Genomic DNA, 19,503 nt, shown 5'->3' on the forward strand with positions numbered 1-19,503 from the left:
TCACCCCTATACCCCCTGACCTGCGGTTATGCATCACCAGATGCCGCCGTGGTGGATAGTCTTCAGGCCGTGCTCGATGTTTCCGATGACCGTCTGGCAGCGGGCGGCGGGGTCGGGCTTGTCGTCGCCTTCGAGGTCGATGGTGAAGGGGGGGCCGGGGTTGATGCGCTTGACGGTGTCGGTGTAGATCTTGCCGTCGATTTCGAAAGCGATGCGGTCGCCCTCGGTGAGGTTGGGCAGGTGCGGGTTGGTGGGGTTGACGGTGATGGTGCGTTCGGTCATCGGGGGTTCACCTCGGTCTGGTTTTGCCGCGTTGGGCGTCGCGGATGGTTTTCTCGGTGTGGTGGTCGGTGCAGAGGGACTGCAGGTTGGCTGAGCTGTAGCGGTCGCCGCCTTCGGCGAGGGGCACGATGTGGTCGACCTGGTCGGCGACGCGGTGGCAGCCGGGCCATTGGCAGTAGGGGTGTGCGTGGATGTATGCGTCTCTGACGGCTTGCCATTGTCGGTCGTTGCTGGATGCGTGGGTGCTGCCTTCCCAGGGGGGGCGGCAGGTGCAGGGTTGGCCTTTGGGTGCTGGTTGGTGGCAGCGGTTGCAGACGCGTGGGGGTGCGGTGGGCATGGCGTGCGGGGGTGCAGTGATGGGTGAATGCCCTGGGTGTGGGCATGGGGGTGGTACTGCAGTTCGAAGTATATGCAGGTCAGCGGATTCTGTCACGTCAAGTTGGCTGCGACGTGTCGCATTGCTCGGTTACGGTCTGACTCATGCAAAAAATCGATACGCAGGGATGGCCGCCAGCAGCTAAGCGAGCCCGGTTGGTGGCCGACTCCGTGAATCAGGCCATCGATGAGAAGTTGCCCGAGCGTGAGGTCGTCGAGCTGGCGATACGTGGCCTGTTGGCTGCTGTCGGCGTTCTCGAGGCGGCTGTTGCACCTGTCAGCGAAATGGGTGCGCAGTTGGCGTTGGTGCAGGGGCGGGTGCAGGTGGCGCTTGACCTGATCAACGATCACACGGAGCAGTCTCACGGCTGACGTGACCTTTGCCGTCGCGTGGCCTACGAATGCGAGGTTCGTGGCGTGTCATTGGGCGTTGGCTTCCTGTCGTTGTTGTTCACGGGCCCGCAGCTTCCGAGCCCGCGCCAGGCTGTAGACGGCCGGGTCGCCGCGGCGGATTCGGTACTGCACGATTCTTCCATCGTGGATCCAGCCTTTCGGGCGGATGCGTTTTTCGCGGATCCATTGGTAGAGCTTGACGCGGGAGACTTTTTCGTCGAGGTCGGCGAGGACTTCGAGGAGTTTGGGTTCGGTCATGAGGTCGCGGTCGATTTCGGTGTCGCGGCGGTTTTTTTCGACGTCGATGGGTTGTTTGCAGGTGGGGCAGGTGATGGTGGTTTCGTCGACGTCGGCGTAGAGGGTGGTTTGGCAGTGGATGGGTTCGCCTTGGTGGTTGTGGCCGGTGATGGTGTGGCAGAGGCCGGCGAAGTGGCGTTCGGTGGGGTTGATGGCTTTGATGAGGGTGCCGGTGCGTTGGTGGTTGGTTCCGACGAGTTTTTCGATGTCGTGGTAGAGGCGGTGGCCGGTGGTGTGGCCTTTGTGGTTTCGGCGGGCGAGGTCAAGTCGGGCGATGTGGTTGACGTTAGCGTAGAGCCACTTCGCGAGGTCGGTGGTGGTTGCGGTGTGGAGTGCTGGGGGTGTGCGGCCGGTGGCTTTTTGGGCGATTTCGGTGACCCAGTGGAGGAGTGTTTTGCGGGTTTTGCGTGCGGTGTCGGCGGCGTCGAAGTCGATGGCGTTGAGTTCGTTGGCGGGGCGGCGGTTGCGGCCGATGGTGCCGTGTGTGGTTCGGGTGAGTTGTTGGATGCGGTTGTCGAGTTCGGTGATGAGCCAGGGGAGTTGGTGGAGCATGTTGGCGAGTTGGGTGGTGCAGTTTTCGCAAAGGTAGGTGTGGGGTTCGGGGCGTTTGCATTGCTGGCACAGGTTCATGCGTCACCTGGCCAGGTGTCGTACAGGTCGCCTGTTTCGCCGTCTTCGGCGCGGTGCCAGCCGTGATGGCCGGGTTCTTCGGTGCAGAGGTAGTTGTCGGGTGATTCGGCGCAGCAGTGGGTGTCTGCTGCGATGGCGAATGTGGTGAAGGGGTCTGGTGGTTCGTTCATGCGGTCACTGGCCATGCGATTGCCTCCAGGTTGTTGCGCTGCCAGTCGGTCAGCTTGAACGGCAACAGCTCGGGTTCATAGTGAGCGGCGCCCATCGTGGCGAGTACGTAGGCGTCGGCTTCGTTGTCCTGGCGGGGCTTGAGGTTCAGGTGTGGCCACCAGTGGTTGACGGCGTCGATGACGGCTTGTTTGGGGGCGTGTCCTTTGCCGGTGGCGAATTGGGCTCGGCAGGTAGGTGTGGCTCCTGCGTAGTAGCGGTTGGGTCGTGTGCGGTCGATGCTGTAGCGGTGGACGAGGCTGCCCCAGAGGACGTTTCGGTCGCAGGTTGATGGGAGGTATTGGCCGTACGCGGGCGATTCGATGATGATGAGGTCGGGGGTGTGCGCACGGATGATTTTGTTGATGTCGGTGAGCAGGGCGCCGACGCGTCGCATGCGGTCGATGTCGCTGGCTCCGTCACGGCCGGGGTGTCCGCGGCGGTAGTGGTTGGTGGGTTGGCCGTCGTGGAGGATGGCGATGCCGGTGTTGGTGAGGCTGGGGTCGATCCCCGCGACAATCACAGCGCCTCGCTGAAGATCTCGGTTATCTCCTGGACCAGTGTCGGCGGGAACGTCACCGATGCTCGCCCTTCGGACATCAGGTGCAGATGCATGGCCATCAGGTCTTGAACATCGGCGAGGTATGGCGCGGTCATCTCGAGGAAGTCGTACGCGTCTGAGCGATCGGTGAAGACAATGTACGCCCGTCCTATGGGCGGCAGTATTGCGTAGTCGATTGGGTGGCCCTGGCATGACCATTCAGTTCGGAGGCCTTCCGACCACACCATTTTCAGGAGTGGGGCCAGTCCTTGGTCGACCAGTGTTCCGTTGATCAGGGTCTGTGGGTGTCGTCGTCGTGGCGTGTCGAATGCCAGTACAACCGACGGCAATCCGGCTACTTCGCTCATAGTTCCTCGATTTCTCTGATGACGTGGTCGATTTGGCACACCGGCGCGCCACACGACAGGCAGATCGCGCGGCCGTAGGCGTTGAGGCGTGCGAGGTGGGCGTTGACGTTTGTGGCGAGGACGTAGAGGCAGGTTTCGCAGAGCAGGAACACGTAGTTGCCGAATTGGCCGAGTTCGGGGTTGTTGCAGTGGTCGAGGGCGTGGAAGGTGATTTGGCGGTTGGCGCGGTTCGTGCAGGGCTTGGTTTTGTGTGGGCAGTGGTGGGTGATTTCGCATTGGCAGGTGAGGGTTTGCCAGTCGAGTGCGGCGAGGACGTCGTTGTCGGTCATCATCGGGCATCGCCTTCGACGTTGGCCTGGAGGAGCTCGGCGATCGCGATCAGCGCGTGCGTCTGGGCGGCGGTGTGGTCGCCGTTGCGTTGTTCGGCGCAGGCCCGGTCGATCCGCTCGGCGGGGCTCATGGCGGTCACCGGCGCAGCTCCTGCACGATCGCGATCACCGCGCCCAGGGCGACGGCCGCGAGGATCACTGCGATGACGGCGAGGATGAGCGCGGTGATGGCGAGTTCGTGGGTCATTGGTCGGCCTGGTCGAGTCGGAGTTGCTTGCGGGCTAGTGCTTCGCGGCATTTGGCGATTCCGCGTGCGGCGGTGGTGGTGCGGTCGATGTGGTCACAGACCTGGTTGGCGCGGTAGCCGTCGTCGTCGCAGAGTGTGCATTTCGCTATGGCGTGTGCGCGGCCTTCGGGGCTGGTGCGGGCGTATTCGGCGCAGCCTTCGTCGTAGAGTCGCAGCTTCTCGGGGTCGATTTCAGGCATCGATTCGTTCCCAGTCGTGGTTGGGGCAGCGTTGGACTCCGTTGGTGCCGGCGTCGATCCAGCCGAGTTCGTCGCAGTCGGGGCAGTCGGCGACTTCGTTGAGGAATTCGGCGCGGGCTTCGGCTTTGGCTTCGGCTTGGGTGTGGTCCCAGGTTTGGCGGTGCTGGCGCGCAGCGCCGCACGCTGGGCAGGGTCGTGTGGTTCCGCCGGGATGCTGGGGGCAGTGAGGGGGTGGGGGGCTGTTCGGGTCGTGTTTGGTGCTCTGGTGAGGTACCCCACTTACGTAACTACCCTTTGGTGCTGGTGTAGAGGTGCTGGTGTAGGTGCTGGGGATCGGGACCGAATCGGATTGGTAATCGGGACCGGGGTCGGTTTCGGTGTTCCGAACCGATTCGGGATCACTAATCGGGACCGGATGGCTATCGGTAATCGGGACCGTTTCGCCATTGGTTATGTGGTTGGTGATCGGGAGGGTGATCTGGTTGGTGTATGGCACCGTGTCGAGGCCGTCTTTGGCCATGATCTTCGACAGCGCCGGCCCGGTGTCTTTGTGTGACCATGAGCTGTATTCGGGGTGCTCGGTGTGGACGCGGCGGATTTCGTCGACCACGGCGGCGCGGAGTGCTTTGGAGGCGATGCCGTTGTAGGCCTTGATGACTGCGGCGGCCATTTTGGGGTTGCGGAGGAGTTCGTCGCGGCGGATGTAGGAGCGGGCGAGGACTTCTTCGGTGTCGAGGTCGAAGAGGCAGTAGCGGCCGTGTTCGAGTGCGCTGGCGGCGGCCATGATGCGGAAGTAGGTGAGGTCGGGTGCTTTGGTGGTGAGTTTGCGGGGTCGCCAGGTGGCGACGCCGCAGTAGGAGAGGTCGGCGAGGGTGAGGATGACGCGGGTGTAGAGGCCTTGGGCGTCGAAGGGGAGGGCTTCGAAGTCGTCGTCGCTGTTGATGTCGAGCCAGATGCGGGCGTGTTCACGTGCCAAGGGGCACCTCCTGGGGGCGTTTGCATTGGTGATCGGGTGTGTCTGCGTTGCCGCAGCCAAGACACTGAGCACGAGGCGGGGTGCGGGAGGCGACGTCGCGTTCGGTGTCGATTCGGGCGGCGGCGATCAGTTCCTCCAGGGGCACCAGTTCGCGGCCACGTAGGTGCTTGCGGCATACAGGCCACCAGCCGGGGTCGTAGGCTTCTGTTGAGTAGGCGGCGGCGACGGCTGTGCGGTCGCATGGTTGCTGCCTACCGCGATAGCTGATCTCGGCGCAGCATTTGTCTGGGAACTTGAGTGTGAACCGGGCGGGGTTGTTCTCGCGGTCGCTCACTGTTGTTCCTCTCCGGGTAGCTCAACCCACGGAGTGCGGTAGCTGCAGACAATCGACATGTACGGCTCAGCTTCCGTAGCGGCTTCCTCGAAGCTGTCGCATAGCAGCCCGTATCCCGCCTCTCCACTGCTGGTGAGTTCAGCGGGCCAGGACCATGTGTAGAGCGGTGTGAGTTGGAGTGTCGCAACAACAACCTCAGCGACGTGGGTGGCGTAGTCGCCATCATGTGAGCAGTAGGCGCATTTATTCCACGCTTCCCCCTGAGAGACGCTTTCGGGGTGCGCCCGGATCACTTCGGCTACTCGCTGAACCCACGGAGATGCCCAGCGCACGCGGTCATAGTCGCGGTCGTCGGGACACATGGCAGAGCGGTACTGTTCCTCGCGGAGTTGGAGTGCCGCGACAACAGCCTGGGCGTACACAAGAGCCGCCGCCATGTTGAAATGCGCCTCGCCGTCCCACAGGTCATGTTCGGCCTGCCAGATCACTTCGGCTACTCGCTGGGTGAGTTGGTCAGTCACAGCCCCTCCCGATTCGCCGCTCACAGCAGGATCACCACCAGTGCAACGATTCCGGCGAGTGGTTTGCCGAGTGCTACTTGGGGTTTGGTCATGAGGCGATCACTTTCGGGTCGATGTGCCAGACAGTCGGAAACGTGAAGGGGTCGCGGGCTTGTGGGCCGATGAGGAATGGTTCGCCGGACTGGCGGGCCTCAAGGTTGACGCCGCCAACACGCACTGACATGTGGGTTCGGCTGGACCCGATGACGAACAGATCGTCCTGCGATGCTCCCCTGATCGCGTGGGGCCATTTGCCGGCGAGTAGTGAGCGTGTGTTGCCCAACCTGCGGATCGGCTGCCCCATCGCCAAACTCTGGGCGACGGAGACGAGACCGGAGCAGTCGGCGGCCTTCAACGACGCCGAGCGTGGTGCGTAGTGGCCGTGCGCATCCCGGATTGTCGCCACCACCGCGTCGAGGGGCATGGCGTGGGCGGGCGCAACCTTCACACCCGCAGCCAACAGCGTGCCCAGGGCGACGAGGACCAGGAGACGAACAGTGGCGACGCGGGTCATGCTCCCTCGCTTCCAAAGTCGAGCGCGGCTTCACGCAGACGTGTGCGTAGCGACAGTTCGAGGTATTCGGCGTTCAGGTCGATGCCGATGTACTTGCGTCCGGTGCGTTGCGCCGCTAACCCTGTTGTGCCGCTACCAGAGAACGGGTCGAGGACGGTGCCGCCCGGTTTACAGCCGGCGAGGATGCAACGCTGCGGCAGTTCAGGGGGGAAGCAGGCGAAGTGAGCGCCGGGAAACGGCTTGGTGGTCATAGTCCACACATCACCGGGATTGCGTCCACTCGGGGAATCGCCAGGCTTCCAACCACGATGGAGGATGCTTGTCTTCCCGGCGCGGCCCAGCGCGCCGTCGCAGTTGGCGGCGGGTGTGCTGCGGTGGTCTGTGATTGTCGGTTCGCGGATGGGGTCGAGGTCGAACCGATAACGCGACTGCTTAGAGAACAGGAACACATGCTCATAGCGACCCGAGAGCCGGTCTGTGACGCTCTCCGGCATCGCGTTCGGCTTGTTCCAGATGATCGCGTTACGCAGTATCCAGCCGTCGTCCTGCAGTGCGAACGCCACACGCCACGGAATACCCATCAGGTTCTTCGCCGCGGGCATTCCCGGTCGGATAGATCCGGTACGCGTTGTCGAACCGTTGTACGCGCCGCGGTCGATTAGGTCGCGCCGGAAGCCTTGCGGCTCCTTACCTTGCGCACCCCACGATCCGGCGTAACTGTCTCCGAGGTTGAGCCACAGGGTGCCGTCGTCGGCGAGGACGCGGCGCAGTTCGGCGAACAGTCCACGCATCCGCTCGACGTATTCGGCGGGCGAGGATTCGAGCCCGTACTGCCCCTCGGTGCCGTAGTCGCGCAGCCCGAAGTAGGGCGGGCTGGTGACGATGCAATCCACTGAGCTATCCGACAGTCCGCACGCGACCTGGTAAGCGTCGCCGTGGTGCAGCGTCACCTGCTCGTCTTGGTAGTAGACCGTCACCACACCCCCCGTTGCTTGTACACGTCCTGGGTTTCGTTGTCCCGCTCGGTGATCTGCTCCACAGTCATCCGAGCGCCCGGTCGTAGACGCGGCCCGAAATCACGCACACAGCCCCCGCACACGTCACCCCACACAGCGACAGGGGTCCGGCAGCCAGGGAGAACACAGGACGGCAGGGTGATTTGCGTCATGGTCGGCTCCTCGCGTAATCACGCAAAGATCGGGCTGCCCACGACGCAATGAGGTCGTCGCAATGCGCCTGTGCGGCTTCAATGCTGAAGTGCGACGACATTGCCCGGTGCTCTCGGTACTCACACGTCAGCGTGTAGACCGGGTTGCCGGATGTGCCCTTGAGGCGGCGAATCGTCCACCGAGTGCCATCAGCGTCTTGGCGGTAGAGCACACGCTTGCCGTGCCACTGGCCAAGCTGATCCTGGCGGCGAATGCAGGCGACGGGGTGGCTGCACTTCCATCCGTCAATGCGGTCGATCCACATGCTGGGGATCGGCGTCATTCGGGAGCCCTCGCGGCCGCAGTACTTGCAGCGCCTACGCTCGTTCATCGGCCACCTCGACCCATTCGCCGACTGTGACGTCGCGTTCCATCACCCGCGCATCAGCTGGCTTCCCCGCCGCGCGTTGACGACCCCGCAGATAGTCGCAATACCAGTCAGGCTGAGGATGCGTGTGGTAGATCCGCCTGCCCTCGTCGCGGCCACCAACAGCGGTGAACACCACCGCCACCTGCCGATACACACACTCCGAGACGGGCAGGGTTTGATCGAACAACAGCAGTTGAGTCACGACGCGGCCTCGCTTGCGAACTGCACCATGTGCCCGGTCGCGTTCTCGTGGTGATCAACCGCCGCCTGTAGCGCCTGGCCCTCAACGCTGAATGTGCGGGTGCAGTCAAGACACTTCGCGGTGATTCCCGTGCTGAACTGCACGGGCTGCGCTGGCGTGTGCTCGCCGCTGCCGTTCACGCTGGTCAGCGCCGGTGATGCTTGGCGATTACCAACACATTTCGCGGTCGGTGAGCACTTCCAGCCCGTCGCCGTCTCCACGAACCGCTGCTCACCAACCCGCCCGCACACCTCACAGGTCCGTTGTGGCTTCCCAGGCTTCACCCGAGGCGGCAAGCTCGGCGTCGGACTCACATCAGCAGCGGCGTCGGCATTGATCCGTTCGGCCAGCGACACCGCGATCCGATCAGCCAACTCATCAGCCACAGCGCGGATCAAGGCATGCAACGCCTCATCAACCCCATGCCCAGCAGCACTCATGACCCAAGCACCCCCGAAAACAGCGCCGCCTTAGCCACATTCATGTAAGCCCGCATATGCGTCGACAACTGAAACGGGTCACCGAACTGCTCAGCCAACGCCGAATACTCCGGCGGATCCGCCGTGTCCACGACCCGATGCTCCGGATGGATACGCAGGTTCCGCACCGCGACCGTGAAACGAGCAGTCACCATGCTGTCGTCACTGGCGGCGATGTCGATCGATTCGCCGCTCGGCATCAGGACGTCGATGCCGTTGATGGCGCACCGCGTCGGCACGACGACGCTGCCGCCGGCGCTCCCGTCGTCGAGGGGCTGATCTGGGGGGCGTTGTTCGGTGATCTCGAGGTCTACGCCGCGGGGGATCATATGCGGACCTTCCCGAGGTCTGGGCCGTCGTCGTCGGCCAGGCCGAGGCCGCAATCCAGGTCGCCGTAGCCGCTGCCGTTGGTGACTTCTTCGCAGGGTGGGCAGATCCAGTCGCCGCCGTGGCGGTTGCGGGTGATGGCGCGTTGTCCGCACGCTTCGCATTGGGAGACGAAGCCGAGCACATCGTCATCGGTGGGCGGTTTGTCAGAGCCGCTGTGCCACGCCACGATCCACTCCGACTGATCAGTGATGGCGTCCTGGTGCGAGACGTGTTCACCTGCGATCGTGAGGCCGACTGTGCGCCGGGGCCCGCACAGTGGTGTGAGCCCAGCAAAGATGGACTGTTCGGGTGGTATGTATTCGGAGCGGGGGCGGGGTGGGCCGTAGGGTTCGAACCGGCCGACGCCGCTCACCGGAGTTGCTCCGTGTGTGTCTTGCCGTCGCGGAACTCCACCCGCAACGCCACCGTCTGTATCTGACCCGTCGCGACAACCGGGCCGAACAGCCGACGAACCACCGCGATAGCGTCCTCAACGTTCTCGTAGCCCTGATCCGAATTCAGCAGCACATGACCGTTGTCGTCGGCCACGGTGATGTCGAACTTGTTGTCCCGGCGGGGTTCGACCGTCACGCGGATCATGACTCGTCCTCGGCCTCGGCCTCGTCGTCTTCGGACTCGTCGCTGTCGCCGAACAAGCTGCCCTGGTTTTCGTCAACGATCGGCACCTTGCCCCGCTCGTAGCAGGAGTCGATCTCCATCACCACCGTCAGACGTTCCTCGTTGTCCTTGCGGAGCTCGTTCATCCGCTTCACGCACGTCGCTTTCACGATGTAGGTCTTCGGCACGTCGAGCTCGGGCGGATCTTCCAGGGCGACCGCTGATGTGCCGGTGAACCGGACGAACGCGGCCTCGATCAGCGCGCCCTGCACAGGCTGATCAGCGAGCGCATTCGTAGTGGGCAGATCTTTTGGTGCAGTGGTGATTTCGGCCATGGGCTAACCTTCCATCCGTTGTTGGTCCTGCTGGCGGGCCTCTTCCAGCAAGTCGATGACGCCGCTGGCCTCAGCTTTGGTGAGGTCTTTGTTCGACGTCAGTCCGGTACGGCTCACGGCCGCCTCGAGCCAGGCGAACCATCCGGCCCGACCCTCTTCGTCGTCTGCGTAACCCTCCTGCTTCCGCAGGATCGACAGCTTCCGCAGTTGCGGCCCGGTGACCATCTCGACAGCGTCGATGGGCTGCTGCGCCTCACCAGCCGGCGGGGCAGGGGGTGGGGGCGCGGTTTTCGCGTTCGCCTCGGCGGCCGTGCGTGGCTTCAACCCCGTCGCCGGAATGGACTGCTGCGCGTTGGCGCGGGGGCGGCGCGGCTTCTTCGCGGCCGCCTGCTCCTTCACCGACGCGGTGGGTGCTTCGGGCACAGTCTCGGGCACCGGCGTCAACGGCGCGGAACCGTCCACCACTTTGGGCGGTGCCTCAATCGCGATCGTTCCCGGCGTGCTGTCGATCATCGTGACCGCGCCGCCGGCGAGCAGCTGAGCGGGACTGACCTCGATGTCGAGGACCGGGACCGCGAACCGCTTCGTGGCCGCGCCGGGCCGCTTGATCATCCGTTGATCGAGGCGCATCTTCGCGGGCAGCATTTGGCCGGCGCCAGCGGCCATCTGGACGACCTCGACAGCGCCTTGCAGTTCGACGGCGGCGTAGTAGCCGCTGGTGTCGATGCGCCAGACACCGAGACCGGGTAGGTCGCGCAGCATGACTGATAGCCGGGTGTGGATGGCGCATTCGCGTTTGTCTGGGTCGCAGACGCAGGGGCCGTCGCTGATGGATTCGAATTGGCCGTTGCATCGACGTTGGCAGCCGCCACCTGACCACAGTTCATAGTGTTGGCTGAACGCCATATCGCTCGGCGGGACAACGACGTTGAGGGCGTCAGTCTCGGTGATGACTTCCCATTGCTTGCCGGCGGGTGCGTCCCATTCTTGGGGTTGGCCGCCGTAGAGCATGGCGGCTTGTTGGATTCGGGTGCGGTCGGCGCTGGTGAGTCGGAAGGTGGTGAGTTTGGTGGGGCGTTTCTTGCCGTTGTTGGCGGCGACTTGTTGGCCGATGCGGATGCGGCCGATTTCGGCGATTCGGCGCTGCAGGTCGATGATCACTTGGGGTCTCCTGAGAATGTGAGGGCGTCGCTCATCACGGTCTTGCTGGTCTCGTTGAGCCACCGGAACGTCTCCAGCGTGTACAGGAACGCTGTATGCGTCTCGGGCCCGCAGTCGATCGGATACGCCTCGCACGACTCCGGCGTGATCTGAATGACCAGACCCGTATCCACCTCTGGCACAGGCACAGCCAGCTCACGCTCCGCAGTCGACAGCAGGTAGTACCGGCGGCGGAACTTCTCGAACCGGCGCGGCCGCCACACCGCCGCGTAGTCGGCATGCCGGTACGCGCCCAGCTGCAAACCCACCTGTTCGGGGTAGGGCTTCTTCAGGTAGCCGCGGGAGTCACGCGGGTTGCGGGTGGACTTGTAATCCACGATGAACCGCACACCGTCGATCGTCAGGAACGCATCAGCCTGCCCGGCATACCCATAGGTGGGGCTGTAGACGCACACTTCGGTGGCCTGATACGACGGCTGCGCCCGATGCAACCAGCCGTCGAACTGATCCAACGACGTCTGAATCCCTACGGTCTCATGGTTGACGTCGACCTGGGGGCCGCCCTCCAACACCACCTGCTCGGCGATGAAGTCAGCGTCCGGTTTGCTTCCGGTGAGTGCGTAGGTTTCACACACGGTGTGCACTACCGACCCGAACGCGGTGTCCGACAGGATGGTTTTGGGGCGTCGGAACCTGGCGTCGCGCAACCACTTCACCGCCTCGGCGCGGCCCTGCTCCTCCAGCATCGCCTGCCACGTCTGCAAACTGTCGATGGCGGCGTTGGCTGTCTGCTCAGCCGACCAGTACAGCAGGGCAGGCTTGTCGAGGGCGCCGATGATAGTGGTGACTGACCAGAGGACGAGGTCTTCGTTGTCGGGTTCGCCGACGTCGATGGCATCTTGCCCGAGTTCAAGTTGATCGGTCATGCGTGGACTTCTTTCAGGTGAGTGACCGTCGCGGCGGGCAACTCTGTGACCCAGCCGAACAATTCATCGATAGACACGTCGATCCGCAGACCGGCCAACGCGACCACCAGCAGCCGCTGCAACTCCGCAGCCGGCAACGCCGTCAGGTACTCCCACACCAGCGCGGGGTCACGATCCTGAACCTGCTCAGCCAGATCCGAAACGAGATACGCGCGAGACAGATACGCGGAGGGGCTGTGCCCGGTGACGGGGGTGTGTTGGCCCGACAGTGGGCATGTGTTCTTGGTGCCCGGTGAGGTGCTGTGGCGTTTGTAGCGGCTGTGGTCAGTGGCGATGGTGCGGTCGCAATAGGGGCAGCGGGCGATACCGGCCTGGCTCATGACGCACCGCCGAGGTTCAGCTCCGGGGCCTGGCCACGCGCGAACCGCCGCCCACGCCGCACCCGATGACGCCGCGCATCCCGCGCCAACGCCGCCGTATCACCACGCCGCGACCACCGCGCCCGACGATTCCGACGCCGCCGCCGCGCAACCTCCTCCGCCGGCACCGTCCCCGCATAGATATGGGACAGCTGCTGCAGACCCAGAAACATCGCCGACTCAGTCGCAGACGGCTCCGGCGACTGCTTCATCCGCTCCACATGCTCGGCGAACTCACCCTCACCGAAATACGGCGCCGTGATCCGGTAACCGCCGGCCATCAGACCAACACCCCCGCCTGCAGCCACTTCCCGATATAGCGGTCAACCGTGCCGCGATTCCAGGGGCAGTAATCCCGCACCGCCACACCCACAACCACCCCCGCGAACCCGTAACCGAGGCCCGAGTCCTCGGCCACCGCCGCGACGACCGCCTCCACCGTCGAGATGTAGGGCTTCTCCGCGATGTTCTGGCAGATCACCGGATGCGCCCAGGCGACGTAGTCGGCGACGTCGTCGGCCTCGGCCGGCACGGAGAACGCGATCGCGCCGCCGATGATCACCGACGCCAGCGCCAGCGCGGTGGCCGCGAACCAACCGACGCCGCGCCGCGCCGGCAGCGGCCGATCAGATTGAACAACCAGCGGCCATCCCTCTCGGCAGCCATTGTTGCTGGCGTGGAGCAGGGCGTCGATGACGGCGCGGCCTTTGATACGTCGGACGCGGCCGTCGTAGCCGCAGGTGCATTCGGCGCGGAACTCGCGGCGCCGGTAGACGAACACTGAAACGATGTCGACGGTCACGACGCCACCGCCTTCGCCGCCGTCCTAGCGTGCAGGGCGCACAGCTTGATGGCGTCATCACGGCCGTGGCAGATTGCCCACGCGGCATCCCCGTTGAAAGGATCGAAGAGGGTTACGTGCCAGGCGTTTTCGATGACGCCCTCGTACCCGAGGATGTGATTCGCAGCGGCGACGATGCTGCAGAATTCTTCGCCGACGCTGAACCACAATGAGCCGTCGTCGCGGTCCTCCGTGGTGTAGTCCTGGTGGTTTATGCTTGGTGTTGACACCGGAACCTCTTTTTCTGGTTGTCGTGGCCTCGCACCACTTGCCTGGTGCGGGGCCCCTCTTTATTGGTGGTGGCCCGCGGCGGCCGGGGGGTTGACCGCCGCGGGCTCGTCCTCCGCATCGGTGGGTGACGCGGAGGGGGATTCGGGGAGATCGGCGATCTGGCCGGTGAATTGGCACACGCGCCGGATGATCGGGGCAGCCGTCGTCATGCGGAGGCCTCGGCGTTCAGGAGCGCCTCGACGTCGGATCGGCGGATGCGCCAGAGGCGGCCACCGGGGAGACGACTCGCAGGTAGAAGCCCTTCTTTGATGTAGCGCTGAACCGTTCGGCTGGTGACGCGCAGGATCTCGGCTGCTTCTTTGGGACTGATCACCTGATCGGGGTGAAGATCATGTCGCTCCGACATATTCACGATTGCGAACGTTACGACGGAGCGAAATAAAAGTCAACGACCGTCACTAGGGTTGTCGCATGTGTCGCGTATGTCGTATCGTGTTCGACATGACTACAGACGTCAGCGAGGCCGACGCACCGCGTCGGACCTTCGACGAGCAACTCGGCGAGGCGATTCACCAGGAACTCTGGCGTCGCCGCATCAAGCAGACAGACTTCGCTGAGAACGTCCTCGGCATCAGCCAGGCCGCGCTGTCGAACAAGCTGCGCGGCAAGCGTCCGTTCTACGCCGGCGAGCTCAGCGTCATCGCCGCCGCGCTCGGCATCCCGATCAACGAAATCGTGCCCACCATCGAACTCGACCCCCCGCCAGAACCACCGCGCCACGACAGCAGTGGCGGCGCAGGAGTCGGTGCCCCCACCAGGACTCGAACCTGGGACCTGCGGATTAAAAGTCCGTAGCTCTACCAACTGAGCTATAGGGGCGCGCGGACAACACAATACTTGGGTGTGGGCGCGGGGCCCGTTTGAGGATTGGGGTGTCGGTAACCTAAGCTATCGAAGCTCCCAGCGTCACAGCGTTGTGAGTACCCCGGAGAGATTCGGCTGGCCCCCTTCGTCTAGCGGCCTAGGACGCCGCCCTTTCAAGGCGGTAGCGCGGGTTCGAATCCCGTAGGGGGTACTTCCGGCGCACGTACGATGGAGGCGCACGATAAGGCCCTGTGGCGCAGTTGGTTAGCGCGCCGCCCTGTCACGGCGGAGGTCGCGGGTTCGAGTCCCGTCAGGGTCGCCACCGAGTGGCGGGCATTTCGGTTAGGGATGACCGATGCCTTCCGGCCAGGTAGCTCAGTTGGTACGAGCGTCCGCCTGAAAAGCGGAAGGTCGCCGGTTCGATCCCGGCCCTGGCCACCGTTCCCGTAACCCTTGTCATCGCCGGTACACAGACGTACCGTGGTCCCGGTACCTTGGAGTACCGCGGAGGGGTGACATGGCTGAAGCGACGACCGACCCGGTGCGGCTGCCGCCCGGCCCGCGCCTCCCCAAGGCCGTCCTCGGGCTGGCCTTTCTCGTCGACCGCCACCGTGCCGTCGAGGCGGTCGGACGCCGCTACGGCAGCACGTTCACGGTGCGCCTGCCGCTGTTCGGCGACACCCTGGTGGTCAGCGACCGGCACCTGGTCCGGGAATTGTTCACCGCCAACGCCGATCTCGTCTCCCGGCCCACCAACCTGGGGACCGTGCTGGGGCCGGGGTCCACCTTCAGCCTCGACGGCGACGAGCACCGCGCACGGCGCAAGCTGCTTGTCCCGCCCTTCCACGGCAAGCGGATGGCCGGCTACGAGGCGCTGGTGGAGCAGGAGGTTCTGCGCGAAACGGCCGATTGGCCCCAGGGCCGTGAATTCGCCACCCTCGAGCCGATGATGCGCATCACCCTCAACGTCATCCTGCGGGCTGTGTTCGGCGCGCACGGCGGCGCGTTCGAGGAACTGCGCGAGCTCCTGCCGCCGATGGTGCCCCTGGCCTCCCGCATGGCGGTTTTACCGCCCGCCATGCGAAAAGATCTCGGGCCGTGGAGTCCGTGGGGCCGGGTGCGGCGCGCGCGCAGGCGCTACGACCACATCATCGACGCGCTGATCGGCGAGGCCCGCCGCGATCCCGGATTCGGGGACCGCACCGACGTGCTGGCGCTGATGCTGCAGGCGCGATACGACGACGGCTCGGCGATCTCCGACGGCCACGTCGCCGACGAACTGCTGACACTTCTGGCGGCCGGCCACGAGACCACCGCCACCACGCTGGCGTGGGCGATCGAACGGCTGCGCAGGCAGCCCGCGCTGCTGGCCCGGCTGACGGCCGAGGTCGACACCGGCGGCACCGCGCTGACGCAGGCCACAGTGTGGGAGGTACAACGCACCCGGCCGGTGGTGGAGGCCACCGCGCGAGTCGCCCGAACGCGAATACGGCTGGGGGAGTGGGTGGTCCCCAAAGGCCACGCCGTGATCGCGAGCATCGCGATGGCCCACCAGAGCGCCGAGAACCACGCCGATCCCCAGGTGTTCAACCCGGACCGATTCCTCGGCGAGAACCCCGACACCCACACCTGGATCCCGTACGGCGGCGGGATCCGGCGCTGCATCGGCGCGGCCTTCGCCAACATGGAGATGACCGTGACGCTGCGCACGCTGCTGCGCGAGTTCGAGTTCGGCACCACCGACGCCCCGGGCGAACGGCGTCACTCCCGCGGTGTGGTCACCGCACCCGGCCGTGGCGGTCGCGCAGTGGTGTACCGCAGACGCATCCCCTCGGGCCCGACCGCCACCGTCGAGTTCCGCGACCACAAGGAGTACGTATGAGCAAGCGCAGAACCATCAGCGGCCGCACCGCGGTGATCACCGGCGCCGCCTCGGGCATCGGCCGGGCACTGGCGCAACGCCTTTCGGCGCACAGTTGCCCGGTGGCCATCGCCGACATCGACGAGGCGGGGTTGAAGGAGACCGAGGCCTCCCTGGCGGGCCCCGCGTTGCTGCGGGTTCTCGACGTCAGCGACGCCGCCGCGCAGTACGACTTCGCCGCAGCGGTGCGCGAGTGGGCGCCACAGCCCATCGGCGCGGTGTTCAACAACGCGGGCGTGGCGGTCGGCTCACCGGTACTCGACGCCGATGTCGCCGACGACGCCTGGCTGTGGAACATCAACTTCGGAGGCGTGGTCAATGGCACCAGGGCATTTTTGCCCATCCTCGTCGCACAGGACGAAGGGGCGATCGTCAACACCTCCAGCGTCTTCGGGCTGGTCGGCATGCCGGGCCAAAGCGCCTACTGTTCGGCGAAATTCGCGGTCCGCGGGTTCACCGACTCCCTTCGCCAGGAACTGCGCGGCACCGGCGTCACCGCGGTCAACGTGCATCCGGGCGGGGTGAACACCAACATCGTGCGCAACGGCCGGTTCCGCGAGGAAGTTCAGCGTGACGGCCAGACCAAGGAGCAACTGGTGCGCGAGTTCGCCGCGATGACCAGGACACAACCCGACAAGGCCGCCGAGATCATCCACCGCGGCGTGGAGGCCGGCAAGGCGCGCATCCTCGTCGGCCCCGATGCCTACATGTTCGACGCCCTGGCCCGGATCGCGCCCACGCACTACTTCGAGGTGCTCGGCCGGTTGCAGGAGCTGCTGCGCAAGCGCACCGCCTGATGGCCCAGCCGTCAGGCGGTGGCCTTCGCGTGCTCGTAGAGCGTCGCGTCATGGGCGCACACCATCAGCAGGTCGGGCTCCTGGCGTCGGTATAGCTCGGTGAGCCGGGCGTGGTTGTCGTGCACCTGCTTTCGGTCGAAGGCCAGCAACGGCTCGATGACGGCCAGCGGCCGCGGGACCCGCGACCGGCCGTCGATGGTGCCCGACTGGTAGAACGCATCGCCGCAGTGCAGCACCCAGCGGTGACCCGCGTCGACCGCAATGCATGCGTGTCCACGGGTGTGACCGGGCAACGACACCAGCACGATGCCCGGCGAGATCTCGGTGAGTTCCTTGGCGGCCGCGAAGCCCCGCCACTTCTCCCCGTCGGCGGTGTGCTCGACAAGCCGTGGTCCGTGCGCCCATTGGGCGGGCCGGAAGCGAATCCGCTCTCGCCACGACGGTGCGCGCACCGCGCCGTCCACCTCCGCCGAGGTGACGTGGATCTGCGCCTGCGGGAAGTCGGAGATGCCGCCGATGTGGTCCATGTCGAAATGCGTGACGACGATGTGGCGCACGTCGTCGCGGTCGAACCCGAGGCGGGCGATCTGGCGGACCGCGGCCTCGTCGCGGTCCAGTGCCGGCCGGAACGCCACGCGCGTCGGCCCCACCCGGCGCGCGGGATCGTCGCAGTCGTGGGTGCCGTGTCCGGTGTCGACGAGGACCAGGCCGTTGTCGGTCTCGACCAACAGCACGTGGCACACCAGCGGCGGCGTGCCGATCGGGCGCATCGTGCCGCAGTTGAGGTGCTGGACCTTCACAGCTGGTCCGAACCGATCAGGCTCAGCAGCTCACCGCGTCCGATCTGGGTCACCAGGCTCGCGGAGTCGAAATAGATGCGCTCGTTGACGATTCGGTCGTCGTCGAAGAAGAACACGGCGATGATCGGCACCCGGAACGCCCGGCCCGTCGGCGGTAGCCCGTAGAACTCGCCGAGATTGGTTCCCAGCAGGTCGAATTCGACGACGACGGTGTCTTCGGCGACGTGAAAGCGGGCGTTGTCGTGGCGCTGGTCGGGGAAGGCCGTGCGGGTCGTGCGGTAGTAGCCCATGACCTCGTCCTCGCCGTCGAAGATCTGACCGGTGGCCATGATCTCGTAGCGCGGGCGCCCACCCGCGTCGGTCTTGAACGTGGCCAACGTGCGGTCGAACTCCTTGGTGACCTCGGTGTCCATGTGCTCACGGACGACCGCGAGGCGGCGATCACGCAGTTCGGTACTGATCATTCATGAACTGTAAGCTGCCGCGCCTGTTGGTGGCGACGCTGTCGTTCGATGGTCGCGAGGTAGAACGCCCACGCGAACGCCGAACTGGCGAACAGGATGAACCCGAGATACAGCCACGCGTGTTTGATGCCGCGCCTGCTGCCGTCGACCAGCAGCCACGCCGGAAACAACAGCAAGCTCATGATCGTGTAGTCCTGGCTGGCCGAACTGGCGGCGGGGTTGTCATAACCCAGTGCGATGAACTCCGCCCAACTGCCGGGGCCCCAGATGAAGTTGTGCAACCCGCCTGCCGGGGCGTACTCGGCGACGAACTGGTTGTTGAAGTAGTAGCCGAGAACGACCGACGCGACACCGGCCACGTAGTAGAAGACCTCGAGCTTCGACACCTGCGGTCCGGACGCGACCCTGGCGAACACCGCCGGATTGAGCTTGACGATCAGCGCCAGCGTGGCGAATCCCAGAACGAGGTGGGTGATCAGCGAAACCATAGCGGAAGTGTTCCGACCGCCGAAAGTTTTGTCAATAGTGACAAAACATTCGATGGGGTAGTTTCGGCACATGGTCCGACCCGCCCAGACCGCGCGCAGCGAGCGCACCCGCGAGGCGCTTCGCCGTGCGGCGGTGGTGCGGTTCCTCGCGCAGGGGGTGGAGGACACCTCGGCCGAGCAGATCGCCGCCGACGCAGGCGTGTCGCTGCGCACCTTCTACCGGCACTTCGCGTCCAAACACGACCTGCTGTTCGCCGACTACGCGACTTTGCAGTGGTTCAAGTCCGCGCTGGCGACGCGCGATCCGGCCGAGCCGATCACCGAATCGGTGTACACCGCGATCATGGCGCGGCCCTATGACGATTGGGCTGTCGCGCAGACCGCCGCACTGCGCGCACAGGAACTCGAACCCGGGCGCATCGCGCATCACATGCGTCAGGTCGAGGCCGATTTCGCGAAGGTGATCGAGGAGCACCTGCTCGACGAAGGCGGCGCCGGCACCGGCCCCGACCACCGGATGCGCGTCACCGTCACCGCGCGGTCCATCGCGGCCGCGGTGTTCGGCGCGATGGAGGTCTGGATGCTCGGCGAGGAGCGCTCCCTTCCGGAGTTGTCCCGGCTCACCCGCGAGGCGCTCGACACCCTGGCGAAGGGGGTCGCCTGACACGTTTTGTCATTA

General features: G+C 65.1%; 35 protein-coding genes and 4 tRNA genes. 7 read left to right on the forward strand and 32 right to left on the reverse strand.

All coding sequences use genetic code 11. The features are described from left to right. Nucleotides 1-33 precede the first annotated feature (33 nt). Nucleotides 34-282 carry a hypothetical protein gene (locus tag ABQE89_RS14680; protein ID WP_448417738.1) on the reverse strand — a complete coding sequence of 83 codons (249 nt, stop codon included), beginning with the start codon at nucleotides 280-282 and terminating at the stop codon, nucleotides 34-36. 7 nt (nucleotides 283-289) lie between these two features. After that, entirely contained in the window at nucleotides 290-619 is a 330-nt protein-coding gene (locus ABQE89_RS14685) for an HNH endonuclease signature motif containing protein (RefSeq protein WP_448417740.1), read from the reverse strand. Between the two features lie 143 nt (nucleotides 620-762). Between ABQE89_RS14685 and ABQE89_RS14690 the strand changes: the two genes are divergently transcribed. Further along, the gene (locus tag ABQE89_RS14690; RefSeq protein WP_448417742.1) at nucleotides 763-1,029 is read left to right on the forward strand and encodes a hypothetical protein; all 267 of its coding nucleotides are present in this window, start codon (nucleotides 763-765) and stop codon (nucleotides 1,027-1,029) included. A 48-nt stretch (nucleotides 1,030-1,077) separates the two neighbouring features. On the opposite strand, the gene ABQE89_RS14695 is transcribed toward ABQE89_RS14690, so the two are convergent. The 27 genes from ABQE89_RS14695 to ABQE89_RS14825 form a co-directional block, all read right to left on the reverse strand. Then, a complete protein-coding gene (locus ABQE89_RS14695) occupies nucleotides 1,078-1,977 on the reverse strand; it encodes a DUF1922 domain-containing protein (protein ID WP_448417744.1) in 900 nt (299 codons plus the stop codon). Next, nucleotides 1,974-2,147, reverse strand: coding sequence for a hypothetical protein (locus ABQE89_RS14700; RefSeq protein ID WP_448417746.1), 174 nt, complete (start codon nucleotides 2,145-2,147; stop codon nucleotides 1,974-1,976). Before ABQE89_RS14700 ends, ABQE89_RS14695 begins: the two co-directional genes overlap by 4 nt. Beyond that, entirely contained in the window at nucleotides 2,144-2,707 is a 564-nt protein-coding gene (locus tag ABQE89_RS14705; RefSeq protein WP_448417748.1) for a crossover junction endodeoxyribonuclease RuvC, read from the reverse strand. Before ABQE89_RS14705 ends, ABQE89_RS14700 begins: the two co-directional genes overlap by 4 nt. After that, nucleotides 2,704-2,841, reverse strand: a complete 138-nt coding sequence (locus tag ABQE89_RS14710; RefSeq protein WP_448417750.1) for a hypothetical protein — start codon at nucleotides 2,839-2,841, stop codon at nucleotides 2,704-2,706. Before ABQE89_RS14710 ends, ABQE89_RS14705 begins: the two co-directional genes overlap by 4 nt. Nucleotides 2,842-3,089: 248 nt before the next feature. Next, nucleotides 3,090-3,422 carry a hypothetical protein gene (locus ABQE89_RS14715; RefSeq protein ID WP_448417752.1) on the reverse strand — a complete coding sequence of 111 codons (333 nt, stop codon included), beginning with the start codon at nucleotides 3,420-3,422 and terminating at the stop codon, nucleotides 3,090-3,092. Beyond that, nucleotides 3,422-3,562 carry a hypothetical protein gene (locus tag ABQE89_RS14720; RefSeq protein ID WP_448417754.1) on the reverse strand — a complete coding sequence of 47 codons (141 nt, stop codon included), beginning with the start codon at nucleotides 3,560-3,562 and terminating at the stop codon, nucleotides 3,422-3,424. Before ABQE89_RS14720 ends, ABQE89_RS14715 begins: the two co-directional genes overlap by 1 nt. Nucleotides 3,563-3,665: 103 nt before the next feature. Next, complete coding sequence (locus tag ABQE89_RS14725) at nucleotides 3,666-3,908, reverse strand: hypothetical protein (protein ID WP_448417756.1); 243 nt, start codon at nucleotides 3,906-3,908, stop codon at nucleotides 3,666-3,668. Further along, nucleotides 3,901-4,944 carry a hypothetical protein gene (locus ABQE89_RS14730; protein ID WP_448417758.1) on the reverse strand — a complete coding sequence of 348 codons (1,044 nt, stop codon included), beginning with the start codon at nucleotides 4,942-4,944 and terminating at the stop codon, nucleotides 3,901-3,903. Before ABQE89_RS14730 ends, ABQE89_RS14725 begins: the two co-directional genes overlap by 8 nt. Nucleotides 4,945-5,214: 270 nt before the next feature. Then, nucleotides 5,215-5,739, reverse strand: coding sequence for a hypothetical protein (locus tag ABQE89_RS14735; protein WP_448417760.1), 525 nt, complete (start codon nucleotides 5,737-5,739; stop codon nucleotides 5,215-5,217). An 88-nt stretch (nucleotides 5,740-5,827) separates the two neighbouring features. Continuing rightward, nucleotides 5,828-6,292: a hypothetical protein gene (locus ABQE89_RS14740; protein ID WP_448417762.1), complete on the reverse strand. Its 465-nt coding sequence runs from the start codon at nucleotides 6,290-6,292 to the stop codon at nucleotides 5,828-5,830. Further along, nucleotides 6,289-7,272 carry a DNA-methyltransferase gene (locus ABQE89_RS14745; protein ID WP_448417764.1) on the reverse strand — a complete coding sequence of 328 codons (984 nt, stop codon included), beginning with the start codon at nucleotides 7,270-7,272 and terminating at the stop codon, nucleotides 6,289-6,291. The genes ABQE89_RS14740 and ABQE89_RS14745 overlap by 4 nt, the downstream gene beginning before the upstream one ends. 545 nt (nucleotides 7,273-7,817) lie before the next feature. Further along, a complete protein-coding gene (locus tag ABQE89_RS14750; RefSeq protein WP_448417766.1) occupies nucleotides 7,818-8,072 on the reverse strand; it encodes a hypothetical protein in 255 nt (84 codons plus the stop codon). Further along, nucleotides 8,069-8,551: a hypothetical protein gene (locus ABQE89_RS14755; protein ID WP_448417768.1), complete on the reverse strand. Its 483-nt coding sequence runs from the start codon at nucleotides 8,549-8,551 to the stop codon at nucleotides 8,069-8,071. Before ABQE89_RS14755 ends, ABQE89_RS14750 begins: the two co-directional genes overlap by 4 nt. Further along, a complete protein-coding gene (locus ABQE89_RS14760) occupies nucleotides 8,548-8,919 on the reverse strand; it encodes a hypothetical protein (RefSeq protein ID WP_448417770.1) in 372 nt (123 codons plus the stop codon). The genes ABQE89_RS14755 and ABQE89_RS14760 overlap by 4 nt, the downstream gene beginning before the upstream one ends. Then, on the reverse strand, nucleotides 8,916-9,146 hold the full coding sequence (locus tag ABQE89_RS14765) for a hypothetical protein (protein ID WP_448417772.1): 231 nt from the start codon (nucleotides 9,144-9,146) through the stop codon (nucleotides 8,916-8,918). Before ABQE89_RS14765 ends, ABQE89_RS14760 begins: the two co-directional genes overlap by 4 nt. 182 nt (nucleotides 9,147-9,328) lie before the next feature. Further along, on the reverse strand, nucleotides 9,329-9,559 hold the full coding sequence (locus ABQE89_RS14770) for a hypothetical protein (protein WP_448417774.1): 231 nt from the start codon (nucleotides 9,557-9,559) through the stop codon (nucleotides 9,329-9,331). After that, nucleotides 9,556-9,912: a hypothetical protein gene (locus tag ABQE89_RS14775; RefSeq protein WP_448417776.1), complete on the reverse strand. Its 357-nt coding sequence runs from the start codon at nucleotides 9,910-9,912 to the stop codon at nucleotides 9,556-9,558. Before ABQE89_RS14775 ends, ABQE89_RS14770 begins: the two co-directional genes overlap by 4 nt. Before the next feature lie 3 nt (nucleotides 9,913-9,915). Further along, nucleotides 9,916-11,073, reverse strand: a complete 1,158-nt coding sequence (locus ABQE89_RS14780; protein ID WP_448417778.1) for a recombination directionality factor — start codon at nucleotides 11,071-11,073, stop codon at nucleotides 9,916-9,918. Further along, nucleotides 11,070-11,999, reverse strand: a complete 930-nt coding sequence (locus ABQE89_RS14785; RefSeq protein ID WP_448417780.1) for a hypothetical protein — start codon at nucleotides 11,997-11,999, stop codon at nucleotides 11,070-11,072. The genes ABQE89_RS14780 and ABQE89_RS14785 overlap by 4 nt, the downstream gene beginning before the upstream one ends. Next, nucleotides 11,996-12,379 carry a DUF7368 family protein gene (locus ABQE89_RS14790; protein ID WP_448417782.1) on the reverse strand — a complete coding sequence of 128 codons (384 nt, stop codon included), beginning with the start codon at nucleotides 12,377-12,379 and terminating at the stop codon, nucleotides 11,996-11,998. Before ABQE89_RS14790 ends, ABQE89_RS14785 begins: the two co-directional genes overlap by 4 nt. Then, entirely contained in the window at nucleotides 12,376-12,699 is a 324-nt protein-coding gene (locus tag ABQE89_RS14795; RefSeq protein ID WP_448417784.1) for a hypothetical protein, read from the reverse strand. Before ABQE89_RS14795 ends, ABQE89_RS14790 begins: the two co-directional genes overlap by 4 nt. Then, entirely contained in the window at nucleotides 12,699-13,220 is a 522-nt protein-coding gene (locus ABQE89_RS14800; RefSeq protein WP_448417786.1) for a hypothetical protein, read from the reverse strand. Before ABQE89_RS14800 ends, ABQE89_RS14795 begins: the two co-directional genes overlap by 1 nt. Beyond that, nucleotides 13,217-13,489 (reverse strand): hypothetical protein, encoded by a 273-nt coding sequence (locus ABQE89_RS14805; RefSeq protein WP_448417788.1) that lies wholly within the window; start codon nucleotides 13,487-13,489, stop codon nucleotides 13,217-13,219. Before ABQE89_RS14805 ends, ABQE89_RS14800 begins: the two co-directional genes overlap by 4 nt. 60 nt (nucleotides 13,490-13,549) lie before the next feature. Next, nucleotides 13,550-13,699: a hypothetical protein gene (locus ABQE89_RS14810; RefSeq protein ID WP_448417790.1), complete on the reverse strand. Its 150-nt coding sequence runs from the start codon at nucleotides 13,697-13,699 to the stop codon at nucleotides 13,550-13,552. Next, a complete protein-coding gene (locus ABQE89_RS14815) occupies nucleotides 13,696-13,896 on the reverse strand; it encodes a helix-turn-helix domain-containing protein (RefSeq protein ID WP_448418016.1) in 201 nt (66 codons plus the stop codon). The genes ABQE89_RS14810 and ABQE89_RS14815 overlap by 4 nt, the downstream gene beginning before the upstream one ends. A 17-nt stretch (nucleotides 13,897-13,913) precedes the next feature. Continuing rightward, a complete protein-coding gene (locus ABQE89_RS14820; protein ID WP_448417792.1) occupies nucleotides 13,914-14,270 on the reverse strand; it encodes a hypothetical protein in 357 nt (118 codons plus the stop codon). 26 nt (nucleotides 14,271-14,296) lie between these two features. Beyond that, a tRNA-Lys gene (locus ABQE89_RS14825) sits at nucleotides 14,297-14,369 on the reverse strand. Nucleotides 14,370-14,492: 123 nt separating this feature from the next. On the opposite strand from ABQE89_RS14825, the gene ABQE89_RS14830 reads away from it, so the two are divergent. The 5 genes from ABQE89_RS14830 (at nucleotide 14,493) to ABQE89_RS14850 (ending at nucleotide 17,072) form a co-directional block, all read left to right on the forward strand. Continuing rightward, nucleotides 14,493-14,565, forward strand: a tRNA-Glu gene (locus tag ABQE89_RS14830). A gap of 34 nt (nucleotides 14,566-14,599) precedes the next feature. Next, nucleotides 14,600-14,676 (forward strand) — tRNA-Asp (locus ABQE89_RS14835). 42 nt (nucleotides 14,677-14,718) lie between these two features. Further along, nucleotides 14,719-14,792: transfer RNA gene (locus tag ABQE89_RS14840), tRNA-Phe, on the forward strand. A gap of 79 nt (nucleotides 14,793-14,871) precedes the next feature. Beyond that, nucleotides 14,872-16,236, forward strand: a complete 1,365-nt coding sequence (locus tag ABQE89_RS14845; protein WP_448417794.1) for a cytochrome P450 — start codon at nucleotides 14,872-14,874, stop codon at nucleotides 16,234-16,236. Next, a complete protein-coding gene (locus tag ABQE89_RS14850; protein ID WP_448417796.1) occupies nucleotides 16,233-17,072 on the forward strand; it encodes an SDR family NAD(P)-dependent oxidoreductase in 840 nt (279 codons plus the stop codon). The genes ABQE89_RS14845 and ABQE89_RS14850 overlap by 4 nt, the downstream gene beginning before the upstream one ends. Before the next feature lie 11 nt (nucleotides 17,073-17,083). On the opposite strand, the gene ABQE89_RS14855 is transcribed toward ABQE89_RS14850, so the two are convergent. Genes ABQE89_RS14855 through ABQE89_RS14865 form a run of 3 tightly spaced genes read right to left on the reverse strand, consistent with a single transcriptional unit; the run spans nucleotide 17,084 to nucleotide 18,824 of the window. Beyond that, the gene (locus tag ABQE89_RS14855; RefSeq protein WP_448417798.1) at nucleotides 17,084-17,872 is read right to left on the reverse strand and encodes an MBL fold metallo-hydrolase; all 789 of its coding nucleotides are present in this window, start codon (nucleotides 17,870-17,872) and stop codon (nucleotides 17,084-17,086) included. Beyond that, the gene (locus ABQE89_RS14860; protein WP_448417800.1) at nucleotides 17,869-18,336 is read right to left on the reverse strand and encodes an ester cyclase; all 468 of its coding nucleotides are present in this window, start codon (nucleotides 18,334-18,336) and stop codon (nucleotides 17,869-17,871) included. The genes ABQE89_RS14855 and ABQE89_RS14860 overlap by 4 nt, the downstream gene beginning before the upstream one ends. Then, complete coding sequence (locus ABQE89_RS14865) at nucleotides 18,333-18,824, reverse strand: DUF2834 domain-containing protein (protein ID WP_448417802.1); 492 nt, start codon at nucleotides 18,822-18,824, stop codon at nucleotides 18,333-18,335. The genes ABQE89_RS14860 and ABQE89_RS14865 overlap by 4 nt, the downstream gene beginning before the upstream one ends. Before the next feature lie 70 nt (nucleotides 18,825-18,894). Here ABQE89_RS14865 and ABQE89_RS14870 point away from each other — a divergent pair, with 70 nt between their 5' ends. Further along, on the forward strand, nucleotides 18,895-19,488 hold the full coding sequence (locus tag ABQE89_RS14870; RefSeq protein WP_448417804.1) for a TetR/AcrR family transcriptional regulator: 594 nt from the start codon (nucleotides 18,895-18,897) through the stop codon (nucleotides 19,486-19,488). The last annotated feature ends 15 nt before the right edge of the window (nucleotides 19,489-19,503 follow it).

It is taken from the genome of Mycolicibacterium sp. XJ1819 (assembly GCF_053483675.1).